Consider the following 25483-nt stretch of genomic DNA (forward strand, 5'->3'; position numbering starts at 1 on the left):
CTCTGAGGAGACAGTGCTGTGACCGGGATCAAGACGACCGGCGAGAAGAAGTTGATGTTCTTCTCCGGCCGCGCCCACCCCGAGCTTGCCGAGGAGGTCGCCCAGCAGTTGGGTGTCGGGGTTGTCCCGACGAAGGCCTTCGACTTCGCGAACGGTGAGATCTATGTGCGTTATCAGGAGTCGGCGCGTGGCGCGGACTGCTTCCTGATCCAGAGCCACACGGCTCCGATCAACAAGTGGATCATGGAGCAGTTGATCATGATCGACGCGCTGAAGCGTGCGTCGGCCCGCTCCATCACGGTCATCGTGCCGTTCTACGGTTACGCGCGGCAGGACAAGAAGCACCGTGGACGTGAACCGATTTCGGCGCGTCTGATCGCGGACATGATGAAGACCGCGGGTGCGGACCGGATCCTGACCGTGGATCTGCACACGGACCAGATCCAGGGCTTCTTCGACGGTCCGGTGGACCACCTGTTCGCGCTGCCGCTGCTGGCGGACTACGTGGGCCGGAAGGTGGACCGGGAGAAGCTGACGGTCGTGTCGCCGGACGCCGGCCGGGTGCGGGTCGCGGACCGCTGGTGCGACCGGCTGGGTGCGCCGCTGGCGATCGTGCACAAGCGGCGTGACAAGGACGTCGCGAACCAGGTCACCGTCCACGAGGTCGTGGGTGAGGTGAAGGGTCGCGTGTGTGTCCTGGTGGACGACATGATCGACACCGGTGGGACGATCTGTGCCGCTGCGGACGCGCTGTTCGCGCACGGTGCGGAGGACGTGATCGTGACGGCGACGCACGGTGTGCTGTCGGGCCCCGCGAGCGACCGCCTGAAGAACTCGCGGGTGAGTGAGTTCGTGTTCACGGACACGCTGCCGACGCCGGGTGAGCTGGGCCGGGATCTGGAGAAGATCTCGGTGCTGTCGATCGCTCCGACGATCGCGAGTGCGGTGCGTGAGGTGTTCGAGGACGGTTCGGTGACGAGCCTGTTCGACGAGCAGTAGGAGCCTGTGGTCGGGCTTCTGTAGATCCTTTTGGGTGCGGCCTCCCTCTCCGAGTAGACTGCTGAAGTTGCTCGGCGAGGGAGGCCGTTCCCGTTTCGGGACGCGGTTGTCCGTTATCGACGCGCTCTTCGTAGCAGGCCGTTCGTGGCCGGGTGACCACGTCCGTTCTGATTTCGAGGAGTGACTATGTCCGAGGTGAAGATCTCCGCCGCGACGCGCAGCGAGTTCGGCAAGGGTGCCGCGCGCCGTATCCGTCGTGAAGACAAGGTTCCGGGTGTCCTGTACGGGCACGGTTCGGACCCGCTGCACCTGACCCTGCCGGGTCACGACCTGCTGATGGCGCTGCGTACGCCGAACGTGCTGATCGCGCTGGACATCGACGGCAAGACGAACGAGCTGGCGATCCCGAAGTCGGTGCAGCGTGACCCGCTGAAGGGCTTCCTGGAGCACGTGGACCTGCTGCTGGTGAAGCGCGGCGAGCAGGTCACGGTCGAGATCCCGGTGCACACCGAGGGCGAGCTGGCCCCGGGTGGCTTCCTGCTGGAGCACGTGCTGAACGCGCTGCCGGTCGAGGCCGAGGCGACCCACATCCCCGAGTCCGTGACCGTCTCCGTCGAGGGTCTGGCGGCGGGTGACTCCATCCTCGCCAAGGACATCAAGCTGCCGAAGGGCACGACGCTGACCGTCGAGGACGACACCGTCGTTCTGCAGGTCCTGGCCGCGCAGGCCGAGGAGGCCCCGGAGGGCGAGGAGACCGTCGAGGAAGAGGCCGCCGAGGCCTGATCCTCTTCGTCGTCGTTTCGTCGGCCGCTGTTCCCGTGCGGGGCAGCGGCCGACGCGTATGAAGGAGACATGGACGTGACGACCGATGCCGCCGCTCCCTGGCTGATCGTGGGGCTGGGCAATCCGGGGCCGGAGTACGCGGCGAACCGGCACAACGTGGGTTTCATGGTGGCGGATCTGCTGGCGGGCCGGATCGGGGGGCGGTTCAAGCGGGCCGGCCGGGCGCAGGCGCAGGTCGTGGAGGGCCGGATCGGGCCTCCTGGGCCGTTGAACCGGCGGGTGGTGCTGGCGAAGCCGATGTCGTACATGAACCTGTCGGGTGGGCCGGTGAATGCGCTGCGGGATTTCTACAAGGTGCCGGTGGGTCATGTGGTGGCGGTGCATGACGAGTTGGACATCGACTACGGGGTGCTGCGGCTGAAGCTGGGTGGCGGGGACAACGGGCACAACGGGTTGAAGTCGATGACGAAGGCGTTCGGTGCGGACTATCACCGGGTGCGGTTCGGGATCGGGCGGCCGCCGGGGCGGATGCCGGTGGCGGATTTCGTGCTGAAGGATTTCTCGTCGGCGGAGCGCAAGGAGCTGGACTACTTCGTGGACCGGGCGGCGGACGCGGTGGAGGCTCTGGTGATCGAGGGGCTGGAGCGGGCGCAAAGCACGTACAACTCCTGACTTGTCACCCGTCGAGGTTGACGGGTCGTTCAGGCATGGCCAATGATCCCGGCCATGCCTGCCATTGCCCCCTCGTCGTCCCAGGGTTCGGCCGCTGTGCTGCGGTTCGGGAGGTTCGCGGCGATGGGGACGGTCGCGGTGCTGATCCTGATCGCGGGTGTGTGGGCGTCGTGGGGTACGGCGCAGCATGTGATGCTCACGAAGGGCCGGGAGCGGGGCACGGTCGATGTGGCGCGGTGCGGGGCGGATACGTGCTGGGGTCGGTACACGCCGTTGTCGGAGGGTTCGCAGCCGCGGGCGCGGGTGGTGCTGGAGAAGTCGGTCGCGGTGGAGCGGGGCCGGACGTACACGGTGGTCCTGAAGGCCGGTGGTGATGACGCGGTGCGTTCGGGTCCGGCGGGGGTGCTGTACGCGTGGATTCCGCTGGGTGGTGCGTTGTTGCTGGCGTCGGTGGTGGTGGCGGGTGGTCTGCTGCGGACGCGGGTGGCGTGGGTGATGGCGTTGTCGGGGGTGGCGTTGCTGACGGCGGCGTTCGTGACCGTCTGAGGGGTTCGGCGTCGGCGGGCCGGCCGCGGCTGACGTAGGACATGAGCGTGCCCCCGGGCCTGTGCGGGCTCGGGGGCACGGTCGTGTCCGGGGTGGTTCAGCCGGTGTTGCGCAGGCCGGCTGCCACGCCGTTGACGGTGAGGAGGAGGGCGCGGGCGAGGAGCGGGTCGGGCTGCTCGGCGTCGCGCTGCCGCTTGAGCAGGGCCACCTGGAGGTAGGAGATGGGGTCGAGGTAGGCGTCGCGGATGGCGAAGGTCTGCTTCAGGACGGGTGTGGCGTCGAGGAGTTCGGCTTCGCCGGTGACGCGCAGCACCTCACGCACGGTGAGTTCGTGTTCGGCCTTGATGGTGTCGAAGACGTGCTTGAGCTCGTCGGGGACGAGGGTGTCGACGTAGTGCTGGGCGATCCGCAGGTCGGTCTTGGCCAGGGTCATCTCGACGTTGGAGATGAAGTTGCGGAAGAAGTGCCACTGCTGGTGCATCTCGTCGAGGACGGTGTCGAGGCCCGCTTCGCGCAGGGCCTTGAGGCCGGAGCCGACACCGAACCAGCCGGGGACGATCTGCCGGGACTGGGTCCAGCCGAACACCCAGGGGATGGCGCGCAGGCCGTCGAGCGAGACGCCGGAGCCGGGGCGGCGGGAGGGCCGGGAGCCCAGGTGCAGGTCGGCGAGCTGGTCCACCGGGGTCGACGCGAGGAAGTACGTCGGCAGGTCGGGGTCCTCGACCAGGCGGCGGTAGGCGGCGTGGGCGGCGTCGGAGACGACGTCCATCGCGGCGTCCCAGCGGGCGAGGGCCTCGTCGGACTGGCGGGGTGCGGTGTGCAGGGCGGACGCCTGGAGGGTGGCCGCCACGGTGAGTTCGAGGTTCTCCCGGGCCAGGGACGGGATGAGGTACTTGTCGGAGATGACCTCGCCCTGCTCGGTCACCTTGATCTCGCCCTCCAGGGTGCCCCAGGGCTGGGCGAGGATGGCGTCGTGGGTGGGGCCGCCGCCGCGGCCGACGGTGCCGCCGCGGCCGTGGAAGAGGCGCAGGCGTACGCCGTAGCGGTGGGCTACGTCGCGCAGGCGGCGCTGGGCGCGGTGGATCTCCCACTGGCTGGTGGTGATGCCGCCGAACTTGGAGGAGTCGGAGTAGCCGAGCATGACCTCCTGGACGTCCCCGCGCAGGGCGACGAGGCGCCGGTAGGAGGGGTCGGAGAGCATGTCCTCGAGGATGGTGTCGGCGGCCTTGAGCTCGTCGGTGGTCTCGAGGAGCGGCACGATGCCGATCTTGGCCCAGCCGGCGTGCAGGTCGATGAGTCCGGCTTCGCGGGCGAGGACGGCGGCGGCGAAGACGTCGTCGGCGCCCTGGCACATGGAGATGATGTAGGACTCGATGACCTCGGGTCCGAAGACTTCCAGGGCGCGCTTGACGGTGCCGAAGACGCCGAAGGTCTTCTCGCCGGGAGCGTCGACGGGGGCCGGGGTGGGGGCGAGCGGCCTGCGGGACCTGAGCTCCTTGGCGAGGAGCTTGGCGCGGTAGTCGCGGGGCATGTCGGCGTAGCGCCAGGATTCCTCGCCGAGCCGGTCGAAGAGCTGGCCGAGGGCGTGGTGATGGGCGTCGGCGTGTTCGCGGACGTCCATGGTGGCGAGCTGGAGGCCGAAGGCGGCGAGGGTGCGGATGGTGCGGGCGAGGCGGCCGTCGGCGAAGAGTCCGCCGCGGTGCTCGCGCAGGGAGCGCTGGATGATCCGCAGGTCGTCGAGGAGTTCGCTGGTGCCGAGGTAGTCGCGGCCGTCGCGGTGGGCGGTGCCCTTGGCGAGGCGCTTCTTGGTGTTCTCCAGCTTCTGGCGGATGCAGGTGGCCTTGAGCCGGTAGGGCTCTTCGGCGTTGAGGCGCTTGTAGCGGGGGCTGATCTCGGGGAGGTTCTCCAGGTCGGCCTGGAGGGAGGTCAGCAGTTCCTCGGTGGCGCCGGCGTAGCGGATGGAGTTGGACAGGAAGCCGCGGAGCTCGTCGATGGTCTCCAGGGCGTCGTTGATGCCGTGCTCGTGCTGGAGGATCAGGACGTCCCAGGTGACCTGGGGGGTGACGTTGGGGTTGCCGTCGCGGTCGCCGCCGATCCAGGTGCCGAAGGTGAGGGGGCGGGTGTCGTCGGGGAGCTTGACCCCGGCGCGCTCCAGCTCGGCGGTGAGGTCCTCCAGGACGTCGCCGACTGCGTTGGCGTGCAGCTCGTCGAGGTAGTAGATGGCGTTGCGGGCCTCGTCGGCGGGCTCGGGGCGCACCACGCGCAGTTCGTCGGTCTGCCAGACGAGGTCGATGTTCTCGGCCAGACGGGTGTCCAGGCGGCGCCGGTCGGATTCGATGACCGGGGTCTCCAGGAGCGCGGCGATGCGCCGGAGCTTGTTGAGGACCGAGCGGCGTGCGGCCTCGGTGGGGTGGGCCGTGAAGACGGGGCGCACGTTGAGGTTCGCCACCGTCTGGCGCAGGTGCTCGGGGTCGGCGTCCTTGAGCCGGTCGGCCGTACGGGCGAGGAGTCCGCCTTCGGCGGCGCGGCGGGCGCGCAGCTCGCGGCCGCGGTGGACCTGCTCGGTGACGTTGGCCAGGTGGAAGTACGTGGAGAAGGCGCGGACCAGCTTGGCCGCGGTGTCGAGTTCGGTGCCGCGCAGCAGCTCGGCGGCGGCCTCGCCGTCCTCGCGGGTGAGGCGGCGGACCTTTTCGACGAGTTCCAGCAGCTCGGGGCCCTCCTGGCGGACGAGGGTCTCACCGAGCAGGTCACCCAGCCGGCGGATGTCGGCACGCAGCTCGCTGCTCGTCGTCGTGGTCTGGTCGTCGGCACTGCTCACAGGTGCGGCTCCTTGCAGTGTTGAAGCTCGTCTGGGAGGGGAACCCGGACGGCGTCTCGCGCGGCGGGGCGCCGCATACGGTCCGGACATCCGGGAAGAAATCAGAGCGGACCGCGCTGTCCGACCGACTCAAGGATAGGTGTCGGCAAGGACGCGCAGGCTCGCGGGCTCTTGCCGCCGGGCGACGCACTGCCATACTTACGATGCCGTAGGTTACGGAACCGTAGGAAGCACATCACGGTTGACGTGCCCCGGCTACCCCCTCTCCCTCCACATACCCCCCAGGGGACGCGTATGACCAGTAGTTCCGACGTGATCGAGGACGCCCCGAAGGCACCCGGTCAGGCCACCGATGCCGCTTCCGCCACGCTGGGCGGCGAGAAGAAGCGGTCCATCGAGCAGATCGCCCTGCTCCTCTTCATCACCGTCCCGTTCGTGGCGCTGCTGGCGGCTGTGCCGCTGGCGTGGGGCTGGGGGGTGAGCTGGCTGGACCTCGGTCTGCTGGTCTTCTTCTACTACCTGGGGTGCCACGGCATCACGATCGGCTTCCACCGTCACTTCACGCATGGTTCCTTCAAGGCCAAGCGGCCGTTGAAGATCGCTCTGGCGATCGCGGGGTCGATGGCGGTCGAGGGTCCGCTGGTGCGCTGGGTGGCCGATCACCGCAAGCATCACAAGTTCTCCGACGCGGAGGGTGACCCGCATTCGCCGTGGCGTTTCGGTGAGACCCTTCCGGCCCTGATGAAGGGCCTGTGGTGGGCGCACATCGGATGGATGTTCGACGAGGAGCAGACGTCGCAGGAGAAGTACGCCCCGGACCTGATCAAGGACAAGACGCTCCGTGCCATCTCCCGCCAGTTCGTCTGGTGGACGGTGCTGTCGCTGGCATTGCCGCCGGCGATCGGCGGGCTGGTCACGATGTCCTGGTGGGGCGCGTTCACCGGCTTCTTCTGGGGTTCGCTCGTGCGGGTCGCCCTGCTGCACCACGTGACCTGGTCGATCAACTCGATCTGCCACGCGGTCGGCAAGCGTCCCTTCAAGTCGCGTGACCGCTCGGGCAACGTGTGGTGGCTGGCGGTGCTGTCCTGCGGTGAGTCCTGGCACAACCTGCACCACGCCGACCCGACGTCGGCCCGGCACGGTGTGATGCGCGGGCAGCTGGATTCGTCCGCCCGGCTGATCCGCTGGTTCGAGATGGCGGGCTGGGCGTACGACGTGCGGTGGCCGTCACGCTCCCGTATCGATTCGCGCCGTGATACCGGGGAAGGCGGCTCCCCGCGCGGGAAGGAGCCCGTCGAGGCGGCATGATGGGCGCTGTGGCGACCGACTCGAGCAGCACCCCCAGCAATGACAAGCCGCGGCGAGCGCGTCGCACCCGGATGACCGGTGCCGAGCGCCGCCAGCAGCTGCTGGAGATCGGTCGCACGCTCTTCGCGGCGAAGGGTTTCGAGGGCACGTCGGTGGAGGAGATCGCGGCGAAGGCCGGGGTCTCCAAGCCGGTGGTGTACGAGCACTTCGGCGGCAAGGAAGGGCTGTACGCGGTCGTGGTGGACCGTGAGATGCGGCGCCTGCTGGACATGGTGACCAGCTCCCTCACCGCCGGTCACCCCCGCGAACTGTGCGAACAGGCGGCGTTCGCCCTGCTGGACTACATCGAGGAGTACACGGACGGTTTCCGCATCCTGGTCCGTGACTCCCCCATCCCCCAGTCGACGGGCACCTTCGCCTCGCTGATCTCGGACATCGCCACCCAGGTGGAGGACATCCTGGGCCGCGAGTTCAAGAGCCGCGGCTTCGACCCCAAGCTGGCCCCGCTGTACGCGCAGGCGCTGGTCGGGATGGTCGCCCTGACCGGCCAGTGGTGGCTGGACGTGCGCCGGCCGAAGAAGGCCGAGGTGGCCGCGCACCTGGTGAACCTGGCGTGGCACGGCCTGGACGGGATAGAGGCCAAGCCGCACCTGATAGGGCGCCGCAAGGCCTGACCAGGCCCGATCTAGAGGGGTTCGAGGAACTCCAGGCGGTTGCCGACCGGGTCCTGCGCGTAGAACCGCCTGTGCCCGGGCAGGGCGGAGTCCCAGACGACGGACGCCCCGCCGGACTCCAGCCGGGCGGCGTAGGCGTCGATGCCCGTCACCCGCAGTCCGGGGTGGGCCTTGCGCGCCGCCCGGAAGTCCTCCTCGACCCCCAGGTGCAACTGCACCGCCCCGGCCCGGAACCAGCACCCGCCCCGCCGGGCGAGCTCGGGCGGTTTCGGCACCTCGGTCATGCCGAGGACGTCGACGTAGTACGCCCGCAGCCGCTCCTCGCTGCCGGGCGGGGCGGCGAGCTGGACGTGGTCGAGGGCGGTGATCATCGGCTCTCCTTCCGGGCGACGGCGAACACCCGGCGGAAGGGGAACGGCGTGCCGTGCGGGCCGGCCGGATAGGCCTCGCGCAGCGCCGCCCGGTACTCGGCGACGAACGTCTCCCGCTCCTCGGGGTCGTCGGCGAGCGCGGTCAGCACGGGCCGCAGGCCGGTCCCCTTCACCCAGTCGAGCACCGGGTCCTCGCCCTGGAGCAGGTGGAGGTACGTCGTCTCCCACACGTCGGCCGCGCAGCCGAGGGACGTCAGCCGCTCCAGGTAGGCCTCGGGGGCGTGGACGGCGTCGGCGTGGCGCAGGGTGTCGGCGAGCCGGCCGCGCCAGCGCGCCGAACCGGCGAGTTCGCGCATGAGCCGGTGGCTGGGGGCGTCGAAGTTGCCGGGCACCTGGAAGGCGAGGGTGCCGCCGGGTTTCAGTCCCGCCACCCAGTCGGGGAAGCGCTCGGCGTGGCCGGGCACCCACTGGAGCGTGGCGTTGCTGATGATCAGGTCGTGGGGCTCGTCCGGCGTCCACGTCCGTACGTCGGCGTGGCCGAAGTCGAGACGCCCGCCACCCGAGGTCGGCCCCTCGTGGTCGACGTGGGCCTTGTCGAGCATCTCGGGCGAGTTGTCGTAGCCGGTGATCCGGGCGGTGGGCCAGCGGGCGGCGAGCAGCGTGGTGACGTTGCCGGGCCCGCAGCCGAGGTCGGCGATGCGCGGGCGGTCCGCGGACGGTCTCGCGGGCAGGTCGGGGACGCGGGCGAGGAGGTCGGTGAAGGGGCGGGCGCGGTGATCGGCGTGACGCAGGTACTGGGCGGGGTCCCAGGTGGGGGTGGCTGCGGGCATGGGTTCCTCCTGGTGTCCTGTGTGTCCTGGTGGTGACCGTGCGGGACGCACACCCAGCGTGATCTTCAAGTATCTCGATGTCAAGAAACTGGACGTCAAGAGACTCTACGTCGACACAACCACTACACTGATCGTCATGGAGGACGAGGTCGATCGGCTGGTCGCAGCGTGGCGCCGGGAGCGCCCTGACCTCGACGTGGAACCGCTCGAGGTGCTCAGCCGCGTCAGCAGACTGGCCCGGCATCTGGACCGGGCGCGGCGGCTGGCCTTCTCGGAGCACCACCTGGAGCCGTGGGAGTTCGACGTCCTGACGGCCTTGCGCCGCGCGGGCACGCCGTACCAGCTCTCGCCGGGTCAGCTCCTCACCCAGACGCTCGTCACCTCGGGCACGATGACGAACCGCATCGATCGCCTGGCCAAGAAGGGCCTGGTGGAACGGCTCCCCGACCCCAGCGACCGCCGAGGCGTCCTGGTCCGGCTGACGGACGAGGGCCGGGACCGCGCGGACCAGGCCCTGGCGGGTCTGCTGGACCAGGAGCGCGCGATCCTCGCGGAGCTCTCCCGGGCCCAGCGCGGCGAACTGGCGGGGCTGCTACGCCAGCTGACCGCCCCGTTCGACAACATCCCCGGCTAGGTCCGCGGGCCCGACCCCGGCACGCCGCGCGAGGGCGACGGCGGCGAGGGTGGAGTGCACGCCGAGCTTGCCGAGCACGTTCTGCATATGGGTCCGCACGGTGTGCGGCGACAGATACAGGCGCTCGGCCACGGCCTTGCGCCCCAGCCCCGCGACCATGCACCGCAACACTTCCCGCTCACGCGGAGTGAGGGACTCGACGAGCCGCTCGCTCTCGGTGCGGTGCTTGCGGGCGGCGGTGAGCTCCCGCAGCACGCCCGTCAGCAGCGCGGGCGGCAGATGCGTCTCGTCCCGCAGCACGCCCCGGATGACCGTGAGCAGCCGGGACAGGGAGCAGTCCTTCGCCACCCACCCGCAGGCGCCGGCCTGCAGGGCGAGCGCCGCCCGCCGCGGGTCGTCCTTCTCGGCGAGGACGACGATCCGTACGTGCGGCTGGGCGGAGCGCACGCCCGTGACGAGGGAGATCCCGTCGACGAGCCCGTCCTCGTTGCCCTCCCGCACGGGTACGGCCGGGCGGGCGCCCGGCACCTTGCCGCCCAGGTCGGCGTCCACGAGCAGCACGTCGAAGCGCCGCCCCTCGGCGACCGCCCGCTCCAGGCAGCGCAGCGCGGCCGGACCACTGCCGGCCGCGGAGACGTCGACGTCCGGCTCGGCCGCCAGGGCCGCCGCGAGTGACTCCGCGAAGATGCGATGGTCGTCGACGACCAGGACTCGGATGCGAACCACGAAACCCCCTTCCCCGAGCTCCCGAAGAGCAGGGGCTACCCCATCGTCGGAGGAGGACACCGCGCGGGTACGACGCCGGAGTGTCCGGATCTGCCGCGGTCCGACCGTCGGTCCTCGCCGCAGCAGCCTGTTGGGGTCGCCGCAACCCCACGGCCGCCGCCGTGCGGTACCGCTACCCCCACCCCGGGCGTCGTACCCGGCTGTCTCGCCCCCTGAGCGGCACCGGCCCCCACCGGTGCTGTTCATCAGGGTACGGACGGGGGCTCGGAGCGGAAGGTTATTTGCAGAACTGACTGTCCGACGCGTTTATGGTGTGCCGCATGTTCCGTCTTGAGACAGAAGTCGACAAGGCCCGACGTGATCTGCTCCGCACACGCCTGCGGGACACGAACACGGCCGCCTCCCCGATCTTGCGCGCCCTGCGCGGAACACCGGACGAAAGGGACGCGCCCTTGCATGTGTGGGCTGTGAACGACCGGGACGACGCCCTCGCCGGCGGCCTGGTCGGCCACACCTGGGCGACCTGGCTCCACGTCACCTACCTCTGGGTCGACGAACGCCACCGCGGCAGGGGCCTGGGCGCGCGATTGCTCGCCCAGGCGGAACACATCGCGACAACCTCCCGCGGCTGCCACGCGTCCCGCCTGGAGACCTGGGACTTCCAGGCGCCTCGGTTCTACGAGAAGCAGGGGTACGAGGTGGTGTGCGTGGTGCCGGACTATCCCCCGGGCATCACGGAGTACATGCTGACGAAGAGGCTGCGCTGAGCTGCGGGGACGAAACCCTCGATGCCGCCCCGCCTTCACCCACCGATAGCGTTGGTTCGCTTGAGTTATCCCCCCACACATGATCAACGGGAGACACAGTGAACCGCCCCGCTCGGCTCGTGACAGCCGCGCTCACCGCATCCGCGGCCCTGCTGCTGACCGCCTGTGGCTCGGGGGGAGGTGACAGTTCGTCATCGTCCGACAAGATCGCCGGAGCGGACTCGGGCGACAAGGGATCGGCTTCGCCTTCGGCCTCCGCCTCTGCGAACGGGATCGATCGGCCGGAGATCAAGCTTCCCGGAGACATGAAGCTGACCTTCGAGGGCCAGCAGACGGGCGACTCCGTCAAGGACGCGATCCTGGCGGACAACGAACGAACCGTCAGCACCGTGTGGCAGGCCATGGCGTACGGCGATCTGAAGAAGTCGGGCATGGCCTTCTACTACACGGACAACGCGCTGGTCGGCGTCTACCAGTATGCGAAGGGTGCCATCGACAAAAAGACCAGCTGGGCCGGCACCCTTCGTTACTACGACCGCAAGGTGACGCTGTTCGACAAGAAGTCGGCGGCTCTGACGTACTGCGTCGACGAGAGCAAGGCAGACCTCAAGAACCGCGAGACGAACAAGCTGCAGGGCACCAAGACCACGCCCAACAGCTACGTCTTCTACAACCTCGGCCTGAAGAAGAACGAGGACGGCGTCTGGCAGACCTGGGATCTCACCGAGGACCGGGGGTCGCAGAAGTGTCAGCCCTGACGCGATGCCTGGGACTGGCGGCCCTGACCGTGGCGCTGACCGGACTCGGGACGTCTCCGGCTTTGGCTGGAGGGTTCGACCCTGTCGGTTCCCAGCAGAAGAAGACATCCGGGGATTCCTCCGGCCCGGCCCTGGAATCCCGGGTCAGCATCACGGTCAAGGGCACCAAGGCGAAGGGCAGTGGTCCGATCACGTCCACAGCCGTGGACTGGGAGCCACCGGCCTGCTGGTACGAGCCGTACTGGAAGGCCAAGGACTTCAAGACGTTCAACGAGGCCAAGTGGTCGATGTACGAGTCCGCCGGTGGCGAGCCGGAGGGCATCGCGGACGTCCAAGCGCACTACAAGAAGGGCCATCCCTACAAGGACTTCAACGTCGCCAAGAACGATGAGGGCATGTGGTGGGTGGCCGTGAAGAACCCGGAGATGAAGGACGACCCGGCGGCCAAGGCCTGCACACGCGACCCCTTCTGGGTCGACAACGGCAAGAACCCCGGTGTCCCCCAGGCCATCGACACCAAGACCCTCGCCGGGCTCGCGCACCAGCGCACCGTCGTGCCGCCGACCAAGGTCTCCCTCGCGCCGGACGCCAGGTCGACGGTGAACGCGCCCACTTGGGTCTGGCTGGACAAGGGCGCCTTCAAGCCCGTGTCCGTCACTGCGAGTCTGCCCGGCACCGGGCTGTGGGCGACCACGACCGCCAAGCCGGTGAGCCTGCACATCGAACCGGGGACGCAGGACGCGGAGAGCCTGCCGGCGTCCGGCGAGTGCGGGATCAATGACGACGGTTCGATCGGCGAGCCGTACGCCAGGGGCAAGGGGGAGCTGACGCCTCCGTGCGGCGTGCGGTATCTGCGCTCGTCGGGAGACGGCACCTACGGCCTGGAGGCGACTCTCACCTGGGAGATCAGCTGGGAAGGCGCGGGCGGCACGGGCGGCGACCTGCCCAACGGCACGTTCGCCACCACCTCCCAGGTGCCGGTCCAGGAGATCCAGTCCGTCAACCGCTGACCATGGCGAGAGCGGCGCCCCGTCAGAGGAAGGGTGCCGCTCTCGTCGGGCCGGGTCAGTGCAGGCGGTGGGCTCCCGCCGAAGGGACCGCTTCGAAGACGCGGGGGGTCGTGAAGCCCGCCGTCGCGAAGGCCTCTGTCACCGCCTTGGTGATGGCGTCGACGTCCGGCTCCTCCGCGAGGACGATCGCCGAGCCGCCGAAGCCGCCGCCCGTCATGCGGGCGCCCAGCGCGCCGGAGGCCAGTGCCGTGTCGACGACCAGGTCCAGCTCCGGGCAGGAGATGCGGAAGTCGTCGCGGAGCGAGGCGTGGCCCTCGACCAGGACGGGGCCGATCGCGCGGGTCTCGCCCGACTCCAGGAGGGAGACCACCCGTTCGACACGCTCGTTCTCCGTGACGATGTGGCGGACCAGGCGGCGGACCTCCTCCTCGTCGCCCAGGCGGGCCAGGGCCGCGTCCAGGTCGGCATAGGGGACGTCCCGCAGCGCGTCGACGCCCAGCAGGTCCGCGCCCTTCTCGCAGCCGGCGCGGCGCTTGCCGTACTCGCCCTCGCTGTGGGAGTGCTTGACCTGCGTGTCGACGACCAGGAGCCGCATGCCCTCGGCGGCCAGGTCGAAGGGGATCTGGCGCTGGGAGAGGTCACGCGTGTCGAGGAACAGGGCGTGGCCGGACTCGCAGCAGGCCGACGCCGTCTGGTCCATGATGCCGACCGGGGCACCGACGTAGACGTTCTCCGCGCGCTGGCACAGGCGGGCCAGCTGCCAGCCCCGCAGGCCGAGGGAGAACAGGTCGTTCAGGGCGAGCGCGACGACGATCTCCAGCGCCGCCGACGACGACAGACCGGCGCCGGAGGGGACCGTGGAGGTCAGGTGGATGTCCGCGCCCGTGACCGCGTGGCCGGCCTCGCGCAGGGCCCAGACCACGCCCGACGGGTACGCCGTCCAGTTCCGGTCCGCCAACGGCGTCAGCTCGTCGACGCGCAGCTCGACGACGCCGCCCTCGACGTCCGCCGAGTGCAGCCGCAGCACGCCGTCCGTGCGCGGGGAGACGGCGGCCACGGCGGTGTGCGGCAGCGCGAAGGGCATCACGAAGCCGTCGTTGTAGTCGGTGTGCTCACCGATGAGGTTGACGCGGCCCGGGGCCGCCCAGACACCCTCGGGGGCGGCTCCGTAGAGCTCCTCGAAACCGTCCCGCACCTGCTGTGCGCCCACTACTGCTCCCTTGAGATGTTCTGCGCGAAGTCCCACGCGTCCGCGACGATCCCCGCGAGGTCCGCGCGGGACGGGTTCCAGCCCAGCTTCTCGCGGGCCGTGGCGGCCGACGCCACCAGGACCGCCGGGTCGCCGCCCCGGCGCGGGGCGACCACTTCCGGGATCGCGTGGCCCGTCACCGTGCGGACCGTCTCGATGACCTCGCGGACCGAGAAGCCGTTGCCGTTGCCGAGGTTGCAGATCAGGTGCTCGCCGGAGGTGGCGGCCGTCAGGGCCAGCAGGTGGGCCTCGGCCAGGTCCGCGACGTGGATGTAGTCGCGGACACAGGTGCCGTCCGGCGTCGGGTAGTCGTCGCCGAAGACCGAGATCGCCTCGCGCCTGCCCTGCGCGACCTGGAGGACCAGCGGGATCAGATGGGACTCGGGGTCGTGGCGCTCGCCGTACGCGCCGTACGCGCCCGCCACGTTGAAGTAGCGCAGGGAGACCGCGCCGAGGCCGTGTGCCGCCGCCTCGCCCGTGATCATGTGGTCGACGGCGAGCTTCGAGGCGCCGTACGGGTTGGTCGGGGACGTGGGCGCCGACTCGACGATCGGGACCTGCTCCGGCTCGCCGTACGTCGCCGCCGTCGAGGAGAAGACCAGCGTGCGGACGCCCGCCTCGCGCATCGCGGCCAGCAGCGCCATGGTGCCGCCGACGTTGTTGTCCCAGTACTTCTCCGGCTTCACGACCGACTCGCCGACCTGCGAGAACGCGGCGAAGTGCAGCACGCCGTCGAAGGAGGGGTCCAGCCACTTGGCGGCATCGCGGATGTCGCCCTCGACGAACGTCGCGCCCGCGGGGACGCCCTCGCGAAAGCCCGTGGAGAGGTTGTCGAGGACGACGACCTCGTGACCGGCCTCCAGCAGGTGCTGCGCGACCACGCTGCCGACGTATCCCGCGCCGCCCGTCACCAGGTACTTCCCGCTCATGAACTCGCTACCTCTCGCAGTCGCTCGGCCGCGCGCTCCGGCGGCACGTCGTTGATGAACACGTTCATGCCGGACTCGGAACCCGCGAGAAACTTCAGCTTGCCGGAAGTGCGGCGGATGGTGAAAAGCTCGAGGTGCAGCGCGAAGTCCTCCCGCACGACCCCGTCGAACTCCTCCAGCGCGCCGAACGGCGCCTGGTGCCAGGCCGCGATGTACGGCGTCGGAGCCTCACCCTCGCCGAAGATCCGGTCGAAGCGCCTCAAGAGTTCCAGATAAACCTTGGGGAACTCTGTGCGCGCGCCCTCGTCCAGGCCGAGCAGATCGGGCACGCGGCGCTTGGGGTACAGGTGGACCTCGTACGGCCAGTGCGCGGCGTACGGCACGAAGGCGACCCAGTGTTCACCCTCCAGGACGACCCGCTCACCGGCGAGTTCACGCTCCAGGACGGCGTCGAAGAGGTTCTCCCCGCCGGTCATCTCCTTGTGCGTCGCGACCGAGCGGAGCATCAGGGCGGTGCGGGGCGTGGTGAAGGGGTAGGCGTAGATCTGCCCGTGGGAGTGCTGGAGGGTCACGCCGATCTCGGCGCCCCGGTTCTCGAAGCAGAACACCTGCTCGACGGAGGGGAGATGCGACAGCTCCGACGTGCGGTCCGTCCAGGCCTCCAGTACCAGACCCGCCTGCTCCTCGGTGAGTTCGCCGAAGGACGCGTTGTGGTCGGAGGTGAAGCAGACGACCTCGCAGCGGCCCGAGTCGCCGGCGAGCGAGGGGAAGCGGTTCTCGAAGACGACGACGTCGTACGAAGAGTCCGGGATCTCGCTCAGGCGATCGCCCGCCGACGGGCACAGGGGGCATTCGTCGGCCGGGGGGTGGTAGGTGCGGCCCTGGCGGTGCGAGGCGATGGCGACGGAGTCGCCGAGCAGGGGGTCGCGGCGGATCTCGGACGTGGTGACGGTGCGGTCCAGCGGGCGGCGGTCGGTGGCGTCCCGCACGCTGTCGTCACGCAGGTCGTAGTAGATGAGCTCGCGACCGTCGGCCAGTCGGGTCGAGGTCTTCTTCACGCCGGACTCCTTGTCCTTCAAACAGAACCCAACATACCTAAACACGACTCACCCCAATCGTCAACATCACAATCAAACAAAGAGCGTCATCGGACGTGTTCAATCGCTGAAGGCGGAGAAGTAGATTCCGCGAGGTATCGGTTCACGCAACGAAGCGAGGGCTCATGCAGACCCCCACGTATCTGTCAGCCGAGCTGCGACTCCCCACGAACTGGCTCGACTACACGATCCTCGGCATCTACTTCGTCGTCGTCCTCGGCATCGGCTTCGCCGCCCGCCGCTCGGTGAAGACCAGTCTCGACTTCTTCCTCTCCGGCCGTTCGCTGCCCGCCTGGGTGACCGGACTCGCGTTCATCGCGGCCAACCTGGGCGCCACCGAGATCCTCGGCATGGCCGCCAACAGCGCCCAGTACGGCGTCTACACCACCCACTGGTACTGGATCGGCGCCATCCCGGCCATGGTCTTCCTCGGCCTGGTGATGATGCCCTTCTACTACGGCTCCAAGGTCCGCTCGGTGCCGGAGTTCCTGCTGCTGCGCTTCGACAAGGCGGCGCACCTGCTCAGCTCGGTCCTCTTCGCCTTCGCCGCGATCCTCATCGCCGGCGTCAACCTCTACGCCCTGGCCATCGTCGTCGAGGCGCTGCTGGGCTGGCCGGAGTGGGTGGCGATCGTCGTCGCCGGCTTCTTCGTGCTGGCGTACATCACCCTCGGCGGTCTGTCCTCGGCGATCTACAACGAGGTCCTCCAGTTCTTCGTGATCCTGGCTGCGCTCATCCCCATCACCTTCCTCGGGCTGAAGAAGGTCGGCGGCTGGGACGGACTGTCCGACTCCCTGACGAAGAGCCACGGCGCCGACTTCATGACCTCCTGGGGCGGCACGGGCATCGGCAGCGACAACCCGCTCGGCGCGAACTGGCTGACCATCGTCCTGGGCCTCGGTTTCGTGCTCTCCTTCGGCTACTGGACGACGAACTTCGCCGAGGTGCAGCGCGCGCTGTCCGCGAAGAACCTCTCGGCGGCCCAGCGCACCCCGCTGATCGCCGCGTTCCCGAAGATCTTCATCGTGTTCCTGGTCATGATCCCGGGCCTGGTCGCCGCGGTCCTGGTGCCCAAGATCGGCACGTCCGGATCCGGCCTCCAGTACAACGACGCCATTCCGTACCTGATGGAACAGCTGCTGCCCAACGGCGTGCTGGGCATCGCCGTGACCGGCCTGCTCGCGGCGTTCATGGCGGGCATGGCGGCGAACGTGTCGTCGTTCAACACGGTGTTCACGACGGACATCTGGGCGAAGTACGTCGTCCGGGACCGTGAGGACGAGTACTACGTGCGCTTCGGCCGCCTCATCACCGCGGTCGGCGTCCTGGCCTCCATCGGCACGGCGTTCCTCGCGCGGTCCTTCTCCAACATCATGGCCTACCTCCAGACGCTGTTCTCCTTCTTCAACGTGCCGATGTTCGTCGTCTTCATCATCGGCATGTTCTGGAAGCGGGCTTCGATGAAGTCGGGCTTCTGGGGGCTGCTCGCGGGCACCACCGCGGCGATGGTCAACTACTTCGTCCTCTACAAGCAGGACATCATCGGCATCCCCTCCGACCAGGGAGCCAACTTCGTGTCGGCGATCGCGGGCTTCGTCGCGGGCGCGGTCGTCATGGTGGCGGTGTCGCTGTTCACCGCGCCGAAGCCCGCGGAGGACCTCCAGGGACTGGTCTACGGCACGACCTCGCCCGGTATGGCGGAGCCGCCGGCGCCGGGGGACGAGGCCTGGTACCGCAGGCCGGCGCTGCTGGGCTGGGGCGCGATCGTCCTGGCCGCGGCCTGCTACATCCCGTTCTCGTTCTGACCGACGGAGGATTGATCGCACATGTCCGAGTCCCACTCCGAGAAGGACCTGCAGCGGGAAATCACCGAGCTGCAGGGCAAGTCGGCGACCGCCGCGCGGCTGTTCGACATCCGGCGGATCATCGGCGGGCTGTTCGTGGTCTACGGCGTCATCGTCACGCTCGCGGGGCTGACGGCGTCCGACGCGGACATCGACAAGGCGGCGGGCGTCAACATCAACCTCTGGACCGGGTTGGGGATGCTCCTGCTGGGCCTGTTCTTCCTGGCCTGGCTCAAGCTGAGGCCGGCGGCCCCGGCCCCGCCCGGGGTTGAGCCGGAGGACGACGAGCGGGCGGAGTAGTCCCCCCGCGTCCAGCCGGGGCCGGGTGGGTCCGCAGCCCGGCGGAACGGGGTACCGCTGCGCCCACCCGTGCCGCCCCTAGCGGCACGCATGCCCGCAGCTGGGGGCGGCCGCGCCTACCCGCAGCGGGGGCGGCCCGCACCCGCGTACGGCGAGAAGGGGCCGTGTCGGGGGGTGTCCGCCCGCAGCGGTTGGCGCGTCAACGGACAGTCAGTCGGTACGCAACCCCATCGCGCCGTTCCGAGGACGGACACCCCCCGGCGCGGCCCCGACCCACACCCACCGCGAAGGCGAAACGCACGCGCACCCCCACCCGCCGCCAGGCGAAACGAACACGCACCCCCACTCACCTCACCGCTCTCGCCGCACCGCACCCGCCCGGTCCAGCAACCCCGTCCGCGCCGCCAGCGCCGCCGCCTCCAACCGGGAACCCACGCCCAGTTTCATCAGCACCCGCTGGACGTGCGTACGCGCCGTCGACGGTGCGATGCCCATGCCCGCCGCGATCAGGCGGGTGTCCTCGCCGTCGGCGACGCGGACCAGGACCTCCACCTCCCGCGGCGTGAGCATCTGGAGCAACCGCTGGCCCTCGTCGTCCGGTTGGGCCGCCGGGTTGAGCAACTCGCTGAACGCCCCCTGCAGCAACTGCGGCGCCACCGCCGCCTCCCCGGACCGCGCCTTCATGATCGCCCGCTCGACACCCTCTATGCGCTCATCGTGCCGGACGTACCCCGACGCCCCCGCCGCGAACGCCGCCGCGATGCCCCGGGGGCTCGGCACCGGCCCCAGCACCAGCACCGCCACCTGCGGCCGCTCCCGCTTGATCTTCACCACCGGGTCGAAGATCCCCGGCTCCGCCGGCGTCGCCGTCCCCAGCAGGCACACCTCCGGCGCCCGCGTGATCACCAGCTCCGCCGCCCCCGCGGCCGGCGCCGCCGCGGCCAGCACCCGGTGCCCCCGTAGCTTCAACGCCGAAGCCAACGCCTCGGCCAGCAATCGGTGGTCGTCGACCACCATGAGCCGTACTCCCATCGAGCAACCCCCCAGTCACCCCAGCCCCCCATGGAAGCCCCCCGGCTCCCCCGCCTTCATGCCCCCGGAAGCTACACGCTTGTTCGACGTTGCGCTCCCCCTACCGGCGAGAATCGCCCCGGATCGCCGAAGTCCTCTCGTTCCAGGTTGACCGCGCCGAACAGCTGTGGCCCCGCCCCTGAACAGGGACGGGGCCACATCAGCCACCAGTCGATCAAGAACCGGTCAGTACCAGAGCAGAGCCCGGTCAGCGCCAGATCAGAGCCCGGTCAGAGCTCGGCCAGACCGGTCAGCCCGTACCGAAGCCGACCGCCAGATACTCCTTCTCCCGCACCGTCGACCGCTTGCTCGCGTACACCTTGGACATGTACAGGTGCCCCTCGGCGTACAGGAACTCGGAGTACTCCGGCGACATGCTGGTCTCCACGTCACGGACCGACTCCGTCGCGGGATTCTGCAGCAGCATCGTCTCCTTGAAGCTGCCCCCGGCGATGCTCACGACCTGTCCGCCCTTGTCGTAGGGCGGACGCTTGTACGCGATCAGGTTGCCGCCGTCCATGCGCAGCGGCGAGATCGTGTAGCCGTCGCCCGCGTCGGCCCGCTGCCCGGTCTGCTTGCCGGTGGCGAGGTCGAAGGCGACGATCTCGTTGGTCTGGCTGTACTTGCCGGTGCCGTCGTGCTCCTCGGTCGGCAGGTACAGCCGGTCGTTGCCGACGGCCAGCAGGTTGCAGGCCTCCACGCGGGTGATGCCCTCGCAGCGGGCCGCGAACTGCTCGCCCGGCGCGGAGATCCGCGTGCGCAGCTTGCCGGTCTTGCTGTCGATGGAGAAGAAGTCGGAGATGCCGCTGCCGTCGCCCGCGGAGTCGCCGACGTCGGCGGCCACGACCAGCGGGTTGGTCGACACGATGCTGGCGTACTCGATGCCCTCGGTCATCTTGTACTCCGAGATCACCTTCCCGGACTTCGGGTCGATGGTCTGGATGTGCAGCTGCCGCTGGTCGTACGAGCCGCACTTGCGCACCGCGACCAGCTTCTCGCCGCCGCCGTACCCGGCGTCGTAGCAGGAGTCGGTCGGCTTCGGGCTCCACAGGAGCTTGCCGGAGACGTCGAAGGCGGCGCCGCCACTGGTGCTGCCGACGGCGACGGTCTTCCCGCTGAGCGTGATGTTGTCGAAGTTGATCAGCTGGTCACCGGTCTTGACGGTCTTCGTCCACAGCTTCTTGCCGGCGTCGAGGTCGATGAGCGCGATCTCGCTGCACCCGTGCGACGGGTCGGCCTTGGTGGGCATCGCCGGCTGGTAGAGGATCGCCGTCAGGTTGTCGTCGGTGACGTGGCGGCTGGCCTGGCAGACCGGGCCGGCCAGCGGAAGCTTCCACAGCTCGCTGCCCTTGTCGCGGTCGTAGCCGACGATCTGGGCGATGCCGCTTTTGACGTACGCCTTGTCGGTGAGCCACGAGCCGGAGACGACGACCGTGCTGTCGTTCTTCACCTCGGGTGCCGGGACCTGGAAGAGGACCTTGGCGCTGGGGTCGGACGGCGCCTTCTCCTTGCCGGAGGTGGTGCCGCCGTTGTCGTCGTCCGTGCCGCCGGTGCCGCCGCTCACACCGGCGGTGTCGTTCTGCCTGCCCTCGTCCTTGCCGGACGAGGCGTACCAGACGCCGCCGCCGATGATCAGGGCGATCGCCACGACCGCAGCGACGATGATCAGCATTTGCACGCTGAGCTTCTTGCCGCCGGGCTGACCGCCCTGCGGCTGGTGCGGCACGGCCTGCTGCGGATAGCCGTAACCGGGCTGCTGCCCGTAGCCCGGCTGCCCGTAGCCCGGTTGCTGTCCGTAACCCGGCTGCCCGTAGCCCGGCTGCTGCCCGTAAGGCGCCTGCTGCGGCTGCCCGTACGGCCCCGGCTGCTGACCGGGGTAGCCGTAGCCGGGCGGGCCCTGCGGGGCCTGCGGAGGCTGGGGCGCCGGAGCCCCCTGCGGATACCCGTACCCCTGCGGAGGCGTGGGCGGGGTCTGCGGCGCGGCCGGCGGAGGCGTCTGCGGCGCCTGGGGGTAGCCGTACCCCGGCTCAGGGGCCTTGCCGAGGTTCGGCCCGGCCGCGGGCGGCGGGGTCTGCGGCGGCTGGTCCTGCGGCGGCTGGTCCTGGGGCGGCCCGAAGCCGCCCCCCTGCGGGGGCTGCTGTGGCGGCGGGGGCGGCGGCTGGGTCATGGCGTGGGTACCTCGGGGAAGGGAACGGACGACGGGGCGGGTTCGCAAGGATGAGGAAGAATCACTTGCCGTAGGCGAGCATCAACTTCTCCTTCGAGTCGTCGTTCCCGCTCAGCCGGGTCGTCGAGATGTAGAAGCGCCCGTCGACCCAGTCGATCTCCTTGGAGAAGAAGCCGTTCTCGATGTCCGCGGCACCCTCGGGGTTCTGCAGCAGCTTGGACGGCTTGTGGCTGCTACCGCCGGTGGGGATGGACACGATCTGCCCGCCCGCGTCGTACGACGGCTCCACATAGGCGATGAGCTTGCCGCCCTCGGTCTTCACCGGCAGCATCGACTCGTCGCCGGGTGACTTCACGCGCCACTTCTCCTTGCCGTTCGCGAGGTCGATCGCGACGACCTCGTTGGCCCCGGTGGTGGCCTTGGTCGGCAGGTACAGCGTGCTGTCGTCGGCGGCCACGCCCTGGCAGCCCGTGAGGTCGCGCTCCAGGATGGCCCAGCCGCACTCGGGGGCGAAGTCCTCGTCGAAGCCGACCTGCGAGCGGAACTTGCCGCCGGAGGTGAAGGTGGAGATGTTCCAGGCCTTCTTGTCCTCGTTGGTGCTGTACACGACCAGCGGGCTCACCGAGTAGGTGCGCGCGACCCGCCAGCCCTTGTCGAACGGCTGGGTCCACCTGGCCTTGCCGGTCTTCGGGTCGAGCTCCTGGACCTCGTCGTGCTCCTTGTCGGAGCCCGCGCCGCAGGAGGAGACGGCGATCAGCTTCTCGCCGCCGGCGAACGCGGCGGGGAAGCAGGCGTTGCCGTACTTCTTCTTGTCGAAGAGCTTGTCGCCGTTGGTGACGTCGTACGCCGTGCCGGACTGGGAGCGGCCCACCATCAGCGTCTTGCCGGTGATGGACAGTTCGACGGAGAGCGTGGAGTCGAACAGGGCGCCGTCGGCGACCTGCTCCTTCCAGCCCTTCTCGCCGGTGACGAGGTCGATCTCCTGGAGCTGGTTGCACTTGGCGCGGTCGCTGCTGCCGCTCATGTACGCGACGACGATCTTGTCGTCGGACGTCTTCTGCGGAGTGGTCGCGCAGATCTTCTGCGGGAAGGTGATCGCGTCCCAGGACGGCTTGCCGTCCCCGACGTTGTACGCGGACAGCTGCTTGTAGGCGGCCTTCACCGCGGTCTTGCCGGTGATCCACATGCCGTCGGCGTCGGCGCCGGAGCCGGGGGCGTCGGGCGCCTCCTTGTACCAGAGGACCTTGGCCTCGCCGGCCTGGCGGCCCGCGTTGAGGTCCTCCGGGTCCTCGCCGCCGTCACCGCCGCCGTCACCGGGGTCGACCGGGGCGGAGGAGCCGGGCTTGGCGTCGTCGGTCTTCTGGGCGACAGGCTTCTTCTCGCCCTTGCCGTCGTCGCCGCCGGTGACGGCCCACACGGTGCCGCCGACCACGAGCAGCGCGGCGACCGCGGCACCGATGATCATGGCGGGCTTGCCCTTGAAGGGGTTGTTCGAGCCGCCTCCGGGCGGGGTGCCGGGCGCGCCGGGGTACTGCGGCTGCTGCGGGTATCCGTAACCGGGCTGGCCGTACGGCCCCGGCTGCTGCGGCTGGCCGTAGGGGCCGGGGTTGTAGGGCCCCGGCTGTCCCGGCTGCCCGTACGGCCCCGGCTGCCCTGGCTGCCCGTACGGCCCCGGCTGCTGCGGGTATCCGTACCCCGGCTGCGGCGGGCCGGGCTGCGGCGGGCCCTGCGGGGGCGGCGGCGTCTGGGGCGGGCCCTGGGGCGGCGGCGGGGTCTGCGGTGCCCCGTAACCACCGCCCTGCGGCGGCTGGTTCTGCGGTGCTCCGAAGCCACCGTGCGGCGGCTGACTGGGCGGCTGAGTCATCAGCGGCTCCCCCGTTCGATCACTGATTTTTAGCCACGCCCTGAGATACGAGATGGGCTCAGAGTCGCTTCATAAAGTTCTAAGACGACTCTTTGTATCACCAGGTTCCGACAGCGACCGGGCCGTATCACCCCCTGTTCCCAAGGGAGGACCGGCCCGTGATGCCGTCGTTATGCGTCTTCACGCACCCTTCACGCGTCCTCGGCGAGTTCCAGCCAGCGCATCTCGAGCTCCTCGCGCTGACCGGCCAACTCCCGCAGCTCGGTGTCCAGTTCAGCCACCTTCGCGAAGTCCGTGGCGTTTTCGGCGATTTGGGCGTGGAGCTTGGTCTCCCTCTCGGAGACCTTGTCGAGCTGCCGCTCGATCTTCTGGAATTCCTTCTTGGCGGCGCGCTGGTCTGCGGCGCTCTTCTCCGGGGCGGCGTTCTGCGACACGGCGGCGGGGGCCGAGGCGGCCGCGGCCTGCTCCATGCGCTGTCGCCGCTCCAGGTACTCGTCGATGCCGCGCGGCAGCATCCTCAGGGCGCCGTCGCCGAGCAGGGCGAAGACCCGGTCGGTGGTGCGCTCGATGAAGAACCGGTCGTGGGAGATGACGATCATGGAGCCGGGCCAGCCGTCGAGCACGTCCTCCAGCTGGTTCAGCGTCTCGATGTCGAGGTCGTTGGTGGGCTCGTCGAGGAAGAGGACGTTGGGCTCGTCCATGAGCAGGCGCAGCAGCTGGAGCCGGCGGCGCTCACCGCCGGACAGGTCGCCGACGGGCGTCCACTGCTTCTCCTTGGTGAAGCCGAACGTCTCGCACAGCTGCCCGGCGGTCATCTCGCGCCCCTTGCCGAGGTCGACCCGCTCGCGCACCTGCTGCACGGCCTCCAGCACGCGCGTGGCCGGGTCGAGTTCGGCGACCTCCTGGGAGAGGTAGGCCAGCTTCACCGTCTTGCCGACGCGGACGCGCCCGCCGACGGGCTGGGTCTCGCCCTCGGACCTCGCGGCCTCGGCCATGGCCCGCAGCAGGGACGTCTTGCCGGCGCCGTTGACACCGACGAGGCCGATCCGGTCGCCGGGTCCGAGCTGCCAGGTGACGTGCTTGAGGAGAACCTTGGGGCCCGCCTGGACCGTGATGTCCTCCAGATCGAACACGGTCTTGCCCAGCCGGGTCGACGCGAACTTCATCAGCTCGCTGCTGTCCCGGGGCGGCGGCACATCCGCGATGAGTTCGTTGGCGGCCTCGACGCGGAAACGCGGCTTGGACGTACGGGCGGGCGCCCCGCGGCGCAGCCAGGCCAGCTCCTTGCGGACCAGGTTCTGCCGCTTGGCCTCCTCGGTGGCGGCGATGCGCTCGCGCTCGGCCCGGGCGAAGACGTAGTCGGAGTAGCCGCCCTCGTACTCGAAGACGTCGCCGCGCTGGATGTCCCACATGCGCGTGCACACCTGGTCGAGGAACCACCGGTCGTGGGTCACGCACACCAGTGCCGACCTGCGGGTCTGCAGATGCTTGGCCAGCCAGGCGATGCCCTCGACGTCGAGGTGGTTGGTGGGCTCGTCCAGGACGAGCAGGTCCTGCTCCTCGATGAGCAGCTTGGCCAGCGCGATCCGGCGCCGCTCACCGCCGGAGAGCGGGCCGATGACGGTGTCCAGCCCCTTGGGGAACCCCGGCAGGTCGAGTCCGCCGAACAGGCCGGTCAGCACGTCCCTGACCTTGGCGTCGCCGGCCCACTCGTGGTCGGCCATGTCGCCGATGACCTCGTGGCGGACGGTCGCCTCGGGGTCGAGGGAGTCGTGCTGGGTGAGTACGCCCAGGCGCAGCCCGCCGGAGTGGGTGACGCGGCCCGTGTCGGCGCTCTCCTGCCGGGCGAGCATGCGGATGAGCGTGGTCTTGCCGTCGCCGTTGCGGCCGACGACACCGATGCGGTCCCCTTCGGAGACGCCGAGGGAGACGCCGTCGAGCAGGGCGCGGGTGCCGTACACCTTGCTGACGTTCTCGACATTGACCAGGTTGACGGCCATTACTCTCCTGCCAAGGGGGATGGATCGACCCCCAGGGTAGTCGCGCGCGGGGGTGCTCCGGCCGGG

General features: G+C 69.7%; 23 protein-coding genes. 12 read left to right on the forward strand and 11 right to left on the reverse strand.

The features are described from left to right. The first annotated feature begins 18 nt into the window (after positions 1–18). The 4 genes from QOL88_RS16095 (at position 19) to QOL88_RS16110 (ending at position 3000) form a co-directional block, all read left to right on the forward strand. Positions 19–999, forward strand: coding sequence for a ribose-phosphate diphosphokinase (locus QOL88_RS16095; protein WP_097217088.1), 981 nt, complete (start codon positions 19–21; stop codon positions 997–999). A gap of 186 nt (positions 1000–1185) precedes the next feature. Continuing rightward, on the forward strand, positions 1186–1782 hold the full coding sequence (locus QOL88_RS16100; RefSeq protein WP_097217089.1) for a 50S ribosomal protein L25/general stress protein Ctc: 597 nt from the start codon (positions 1186–1188) through the stop codon (positions 1780–1782). Positions 1783–1851: 69 nt separating this feature from the next. Beyond that, positions 1852–2454, forward strand: coding sequence for an aminoacyl-tRNA hydrolase (gene pth / locus QOL88_RS16105; RefSeq protein WP_097217090.1), 603 nt, complete (start codon positions 1852–1854; stop codon positions 2452–2454). Between the two features lie 42 nt (positions 2455–2496). Further along, complete coding sequence (locus tag QOL88_RS16110; protein ID WP_097217091.1) at positions 2497–3000, forward strand: hypothetical protein; 504 nt, start codon at positions 2497–2499, stop codon at positions 2998–3000. 97 nt (positions 3001–3097) lie between these two features. On the opposite strand, the gene ppc is transcribed toward QOL88_RS16110, so the two are convergent. Then, the gene (gene ppc, locus QOL88_RS16115) at positions 3098–5818 is read right to left on the reverse strand and encodes a phosphoenolpyruvate carboxylase (RefSeq protein ID WP_097217092.1); all 2721 of its coding nucleotides are present in this window, start codon (positions 5816–5818) and stop codon (positions 3098–3100) included. Between the two features lie 294 nt (positions 5819–6112). On the opposite strand from ppc, the gene QOL88_RS16120 reads away from it, so the two are divergent. Together QOL88_RS16120 and QOL88_RS16125 are read left to right on the forward strand one after the other, a co-directional pair. After that, on the forward strand, positions 6113–7126 hold the full coding sequence (locus QOL88_RS16120; RefSeq protein WP_097217093.1) for an acyl-CoA desaturase: 1014 nt from the start codon (positions 6113–6115) through the stop codon (positions 7124–7126). Then, positions 7123–7800 carry a TetR/AcrR family transcriptional regulator gene (locus QOL88_RS16125; RefSeq protein WP_097217094.1) on the forward strand — a complete coding sequence of 226 codons (678 nt, stop codon included), beginning with the start codon at positions 7123–7125 and terminating at the stop codon, positions 7798–7800. Before QOL88_RS16120 ends, QOL88_RS16125 begins: the two co-directional genes overlap by 4 nt. Positions 7801–7811: 11 nt before the next feature. On the opposite strand, the gene QOL88_RS16130 is transcribed toward QOL88_RS16125, so the two are convergent. Both QOL88_RS16130 and QOL88_RS16135 read right to left on the reverse strand, forming a co-directional pair. Further along, positions 7812–8171 (reverse strand): VOC family protein, encoded by a 360-nt coding sequence (locus tag QOL88_RS16130; RefSeq protein ID WP_097217095.1) that lies wholly within the window; start codon positions 8169–8171, stop codon positions 7812–7814. Next, the gene (locus QOL88_RS16135) at positions 8168–9001 is read right to left on the reverse strand and encodes a trans-aconitate 2-methyltransferase (protein WP_097217096.1); all 834 of its coding nucleotides are present in this window, start codon (positions 8999–9001) and stop codon (positions 8168–8170) included. The genes QOL88_RS16130 and QOL88_RS16135 overlap by 4 nt, the downstream gene beginning before the upstream one ends. Before the next feature lie 136 nt (positions 9002–9137). On the opposite strand from QOL88_RS16135, the gene tamR reads away from it, so the two are divergent. After that, positions 9138–9635 (forward strand): MarR family transcriptional regulator TamR, encoded by a 498-nt coding sequence (gene tamR, locus QOL88_RS16140; RefSeq protein ID WP_097223022.1) that lies wholly within the window; start codon positions 9138–9140, stop codon positions 9633–9635. Here the strand turns inward: tamR and QOL88_RS16145 are convergent. After that, a complete protein-coding gene (locus tag QOL88_RS16145; RefSeq protein WP_097217097.1) occupies positions 9594–10361 on the reverse strand; it encodes a LuxR C-terminal-related transcriptional regulator in 768 nt (255 codons plus the stop codon). The genes tamR and QOL88_RS16145 overlap by 42 nt on opposite strands. A 308-nt stretch (positions 10362–10669) precedes the next feature. Between QOL88_RS16145 and QOL88_RS16150 the strand changes: the two genes are divergently transcribed. The 3 genes from QOL88_RS16150 (at position 10670) to QOL88_RS16160 (ending at position 12896) form a co-directional block, all read left to right on the forward strand. Beyond that, a complete protein-coding gene (locus QOL88_RS16150; protein ID WP_179878873.1) occupies positions 10670–11128 on the forward strand; it encodes a GNAT family N-acetyltransferase in 459 nt (152 codons plus the stop codon). 305 nt (positions 11129–11433) lie between these two features. Beyond that, positions 11434–11886 carry a hypothetical protein gene (locus QOL88_RS16155; protein WP_257027784.1) on the forward strand — a complete coding sequence of 151 codons (453 nt, stop codon included), beginning with the start codon at positions 11434–11436 and terminating at the stop codon, positions 11884–11886. Further along, positions 11874–12896, forward strand: a complete 1023-nt coding sequence (locus QOL88_RS16160; protein ID WP_097217100.1) for a hypothetical protein — start codon at positions 11874–11876, stop codon at positions 12894–12896. The genes QOL88_RS16155 and QOL88_RS16160 overlap by 13 nt, the downstream gene beginning before the upstream one ends. Before the next feature lie 55 nt (positions 12897–12951). On the opposite strand, the gene galK is transcribed toward QOL88_RS16160, so the two are convergent. Genes galK through galT form a run of 3 tightly spaced genes read right to left on the reverse strand, consistent with a single transcriptional unit; the run spans position 12952 to position 16132 of the window. Beyond that, positions 12952–14106: a galactokinase gene (gene galK / locus QOL88_RS16165; RefSeq protein ID WP_097217101.1), complete on the reverse strand. Its 1155-nt coding sequence runs from the start codon at positions 14104–14106 to the stop codon at positions 12952–12954. Then, the gene (gene galE / locus QOL88_RS16170; protein WP_030844904.1) at positions 14106–15074 is read right to left on the reverse strand and encodes a UDP-glucose 4-epimerase GalE; all 969 of its coding nucleotides are present in this window, start codon (positions 15072–15074) and stop codon (positions 14106–14108) included. Before galE ends, galK begins: the two co-directional genes overlap by 1 nt. After that, entirely contained in the window at positions 15071–16132 is a 1062-nt protein-coding gene (gene galT / locus QOL88_RS16175; protein WP_097223023.1) for a galactose-1-phosphate uridylyltransferase, read from the reverse strand. Before galT ends, galE begins: the two co-directional genes overlap by 4 nt. Before the next feature lie 164 nt (positions 16133–16296). Between galT and QOL88_RS16180 the strand changes: the two genes are divergently transcribed. Beyond that, a complete protein-coding gene (locus QOL88_RS16180; protein WP_097217102.1) occupies positions 16297–17976 on the forward strand; it encodes a sodium:solute symporter family protein in 1680 nt (559 codons plus the stop codon). A gap of 21 nt (positions 17977–17997) precedes the next feature. After that, positions 17998–18315 carry a hypothetical protein gene (locus QOL88_RS16185; protein WP_097217103.1) on the forward strand — a complete coding sequence of 106 codons (318 nt, stop codon included), beginning with the start codon at positions 17998–18000 and terminating at the stop codon, positions 18313–18315. A 351-nt stretch (positions 18316–18666) separates the two neighbouring features. On the opposite strand, the gene QOL88_RS16190 is transcribed toward QOL88_RS16185, so the two are convergent. The 4 genes from QOL88_RS16190 to QOL88_RS16205 form a co-directional block, all read right to left on the reverse strand. Then, a complete protein-coding gene (locus tag QOL88_RS16190) occupies positions 18667–19347 on the reverse strand; it encodes a helix-turn-helix transcriptional regulator (protein WP_097217104.1) in 681 nt (226 codons plus the stop codon). A gap of 289 nt (positions 19348–19636) precedes the next feature. Then, positions 19637–21553, reverse strand: a complete 1917-nt coding sequence (locus QOL88_RS16195) for an outer membrane protein assembly factor BamB family protein (RefSeq protein WP_097217105.1) — start codon at positions 21551–21553, stop codon at positions 19637–19639. A 61-nt stretch (positions 21554–21614) separates the two neighbouring features. Next, a complete protein-coding gene (locus QOL88_RS16200; protein ID WP_097217106.1) occupies positions 21615–23417 on the reverse strand; it encodes an outer membrane protein assembly factor BamB family protein in 1803 nt (600 codons plus the stop codon). Between the two features lie 191 nt (positions 23418–23608). After that, a complete protein-coding gene (locus QOL88_RS16205; protein WP_097217107.1) occupies positions 23609–25417 on the reverse strand; it encodes an ABC-F family ATP-binding cassette domain-containing protein in 1809 nt (602 codons plus the stop codon). Between the last annotated feature and the right edge of the window lie 66 nt (positions 25418–25483).

Origin of the sequence: Streptomyces sp. Ag82_O1-12 (assembly GCF_900182715.1) — a bacterium.
Taxonomy (GTDB): Bacteria; Actinomycetota; Actinomycetes; order Streptomycetales; family Streptomycetaceae; genus Streptomyces; species Streptomyces massasporeus.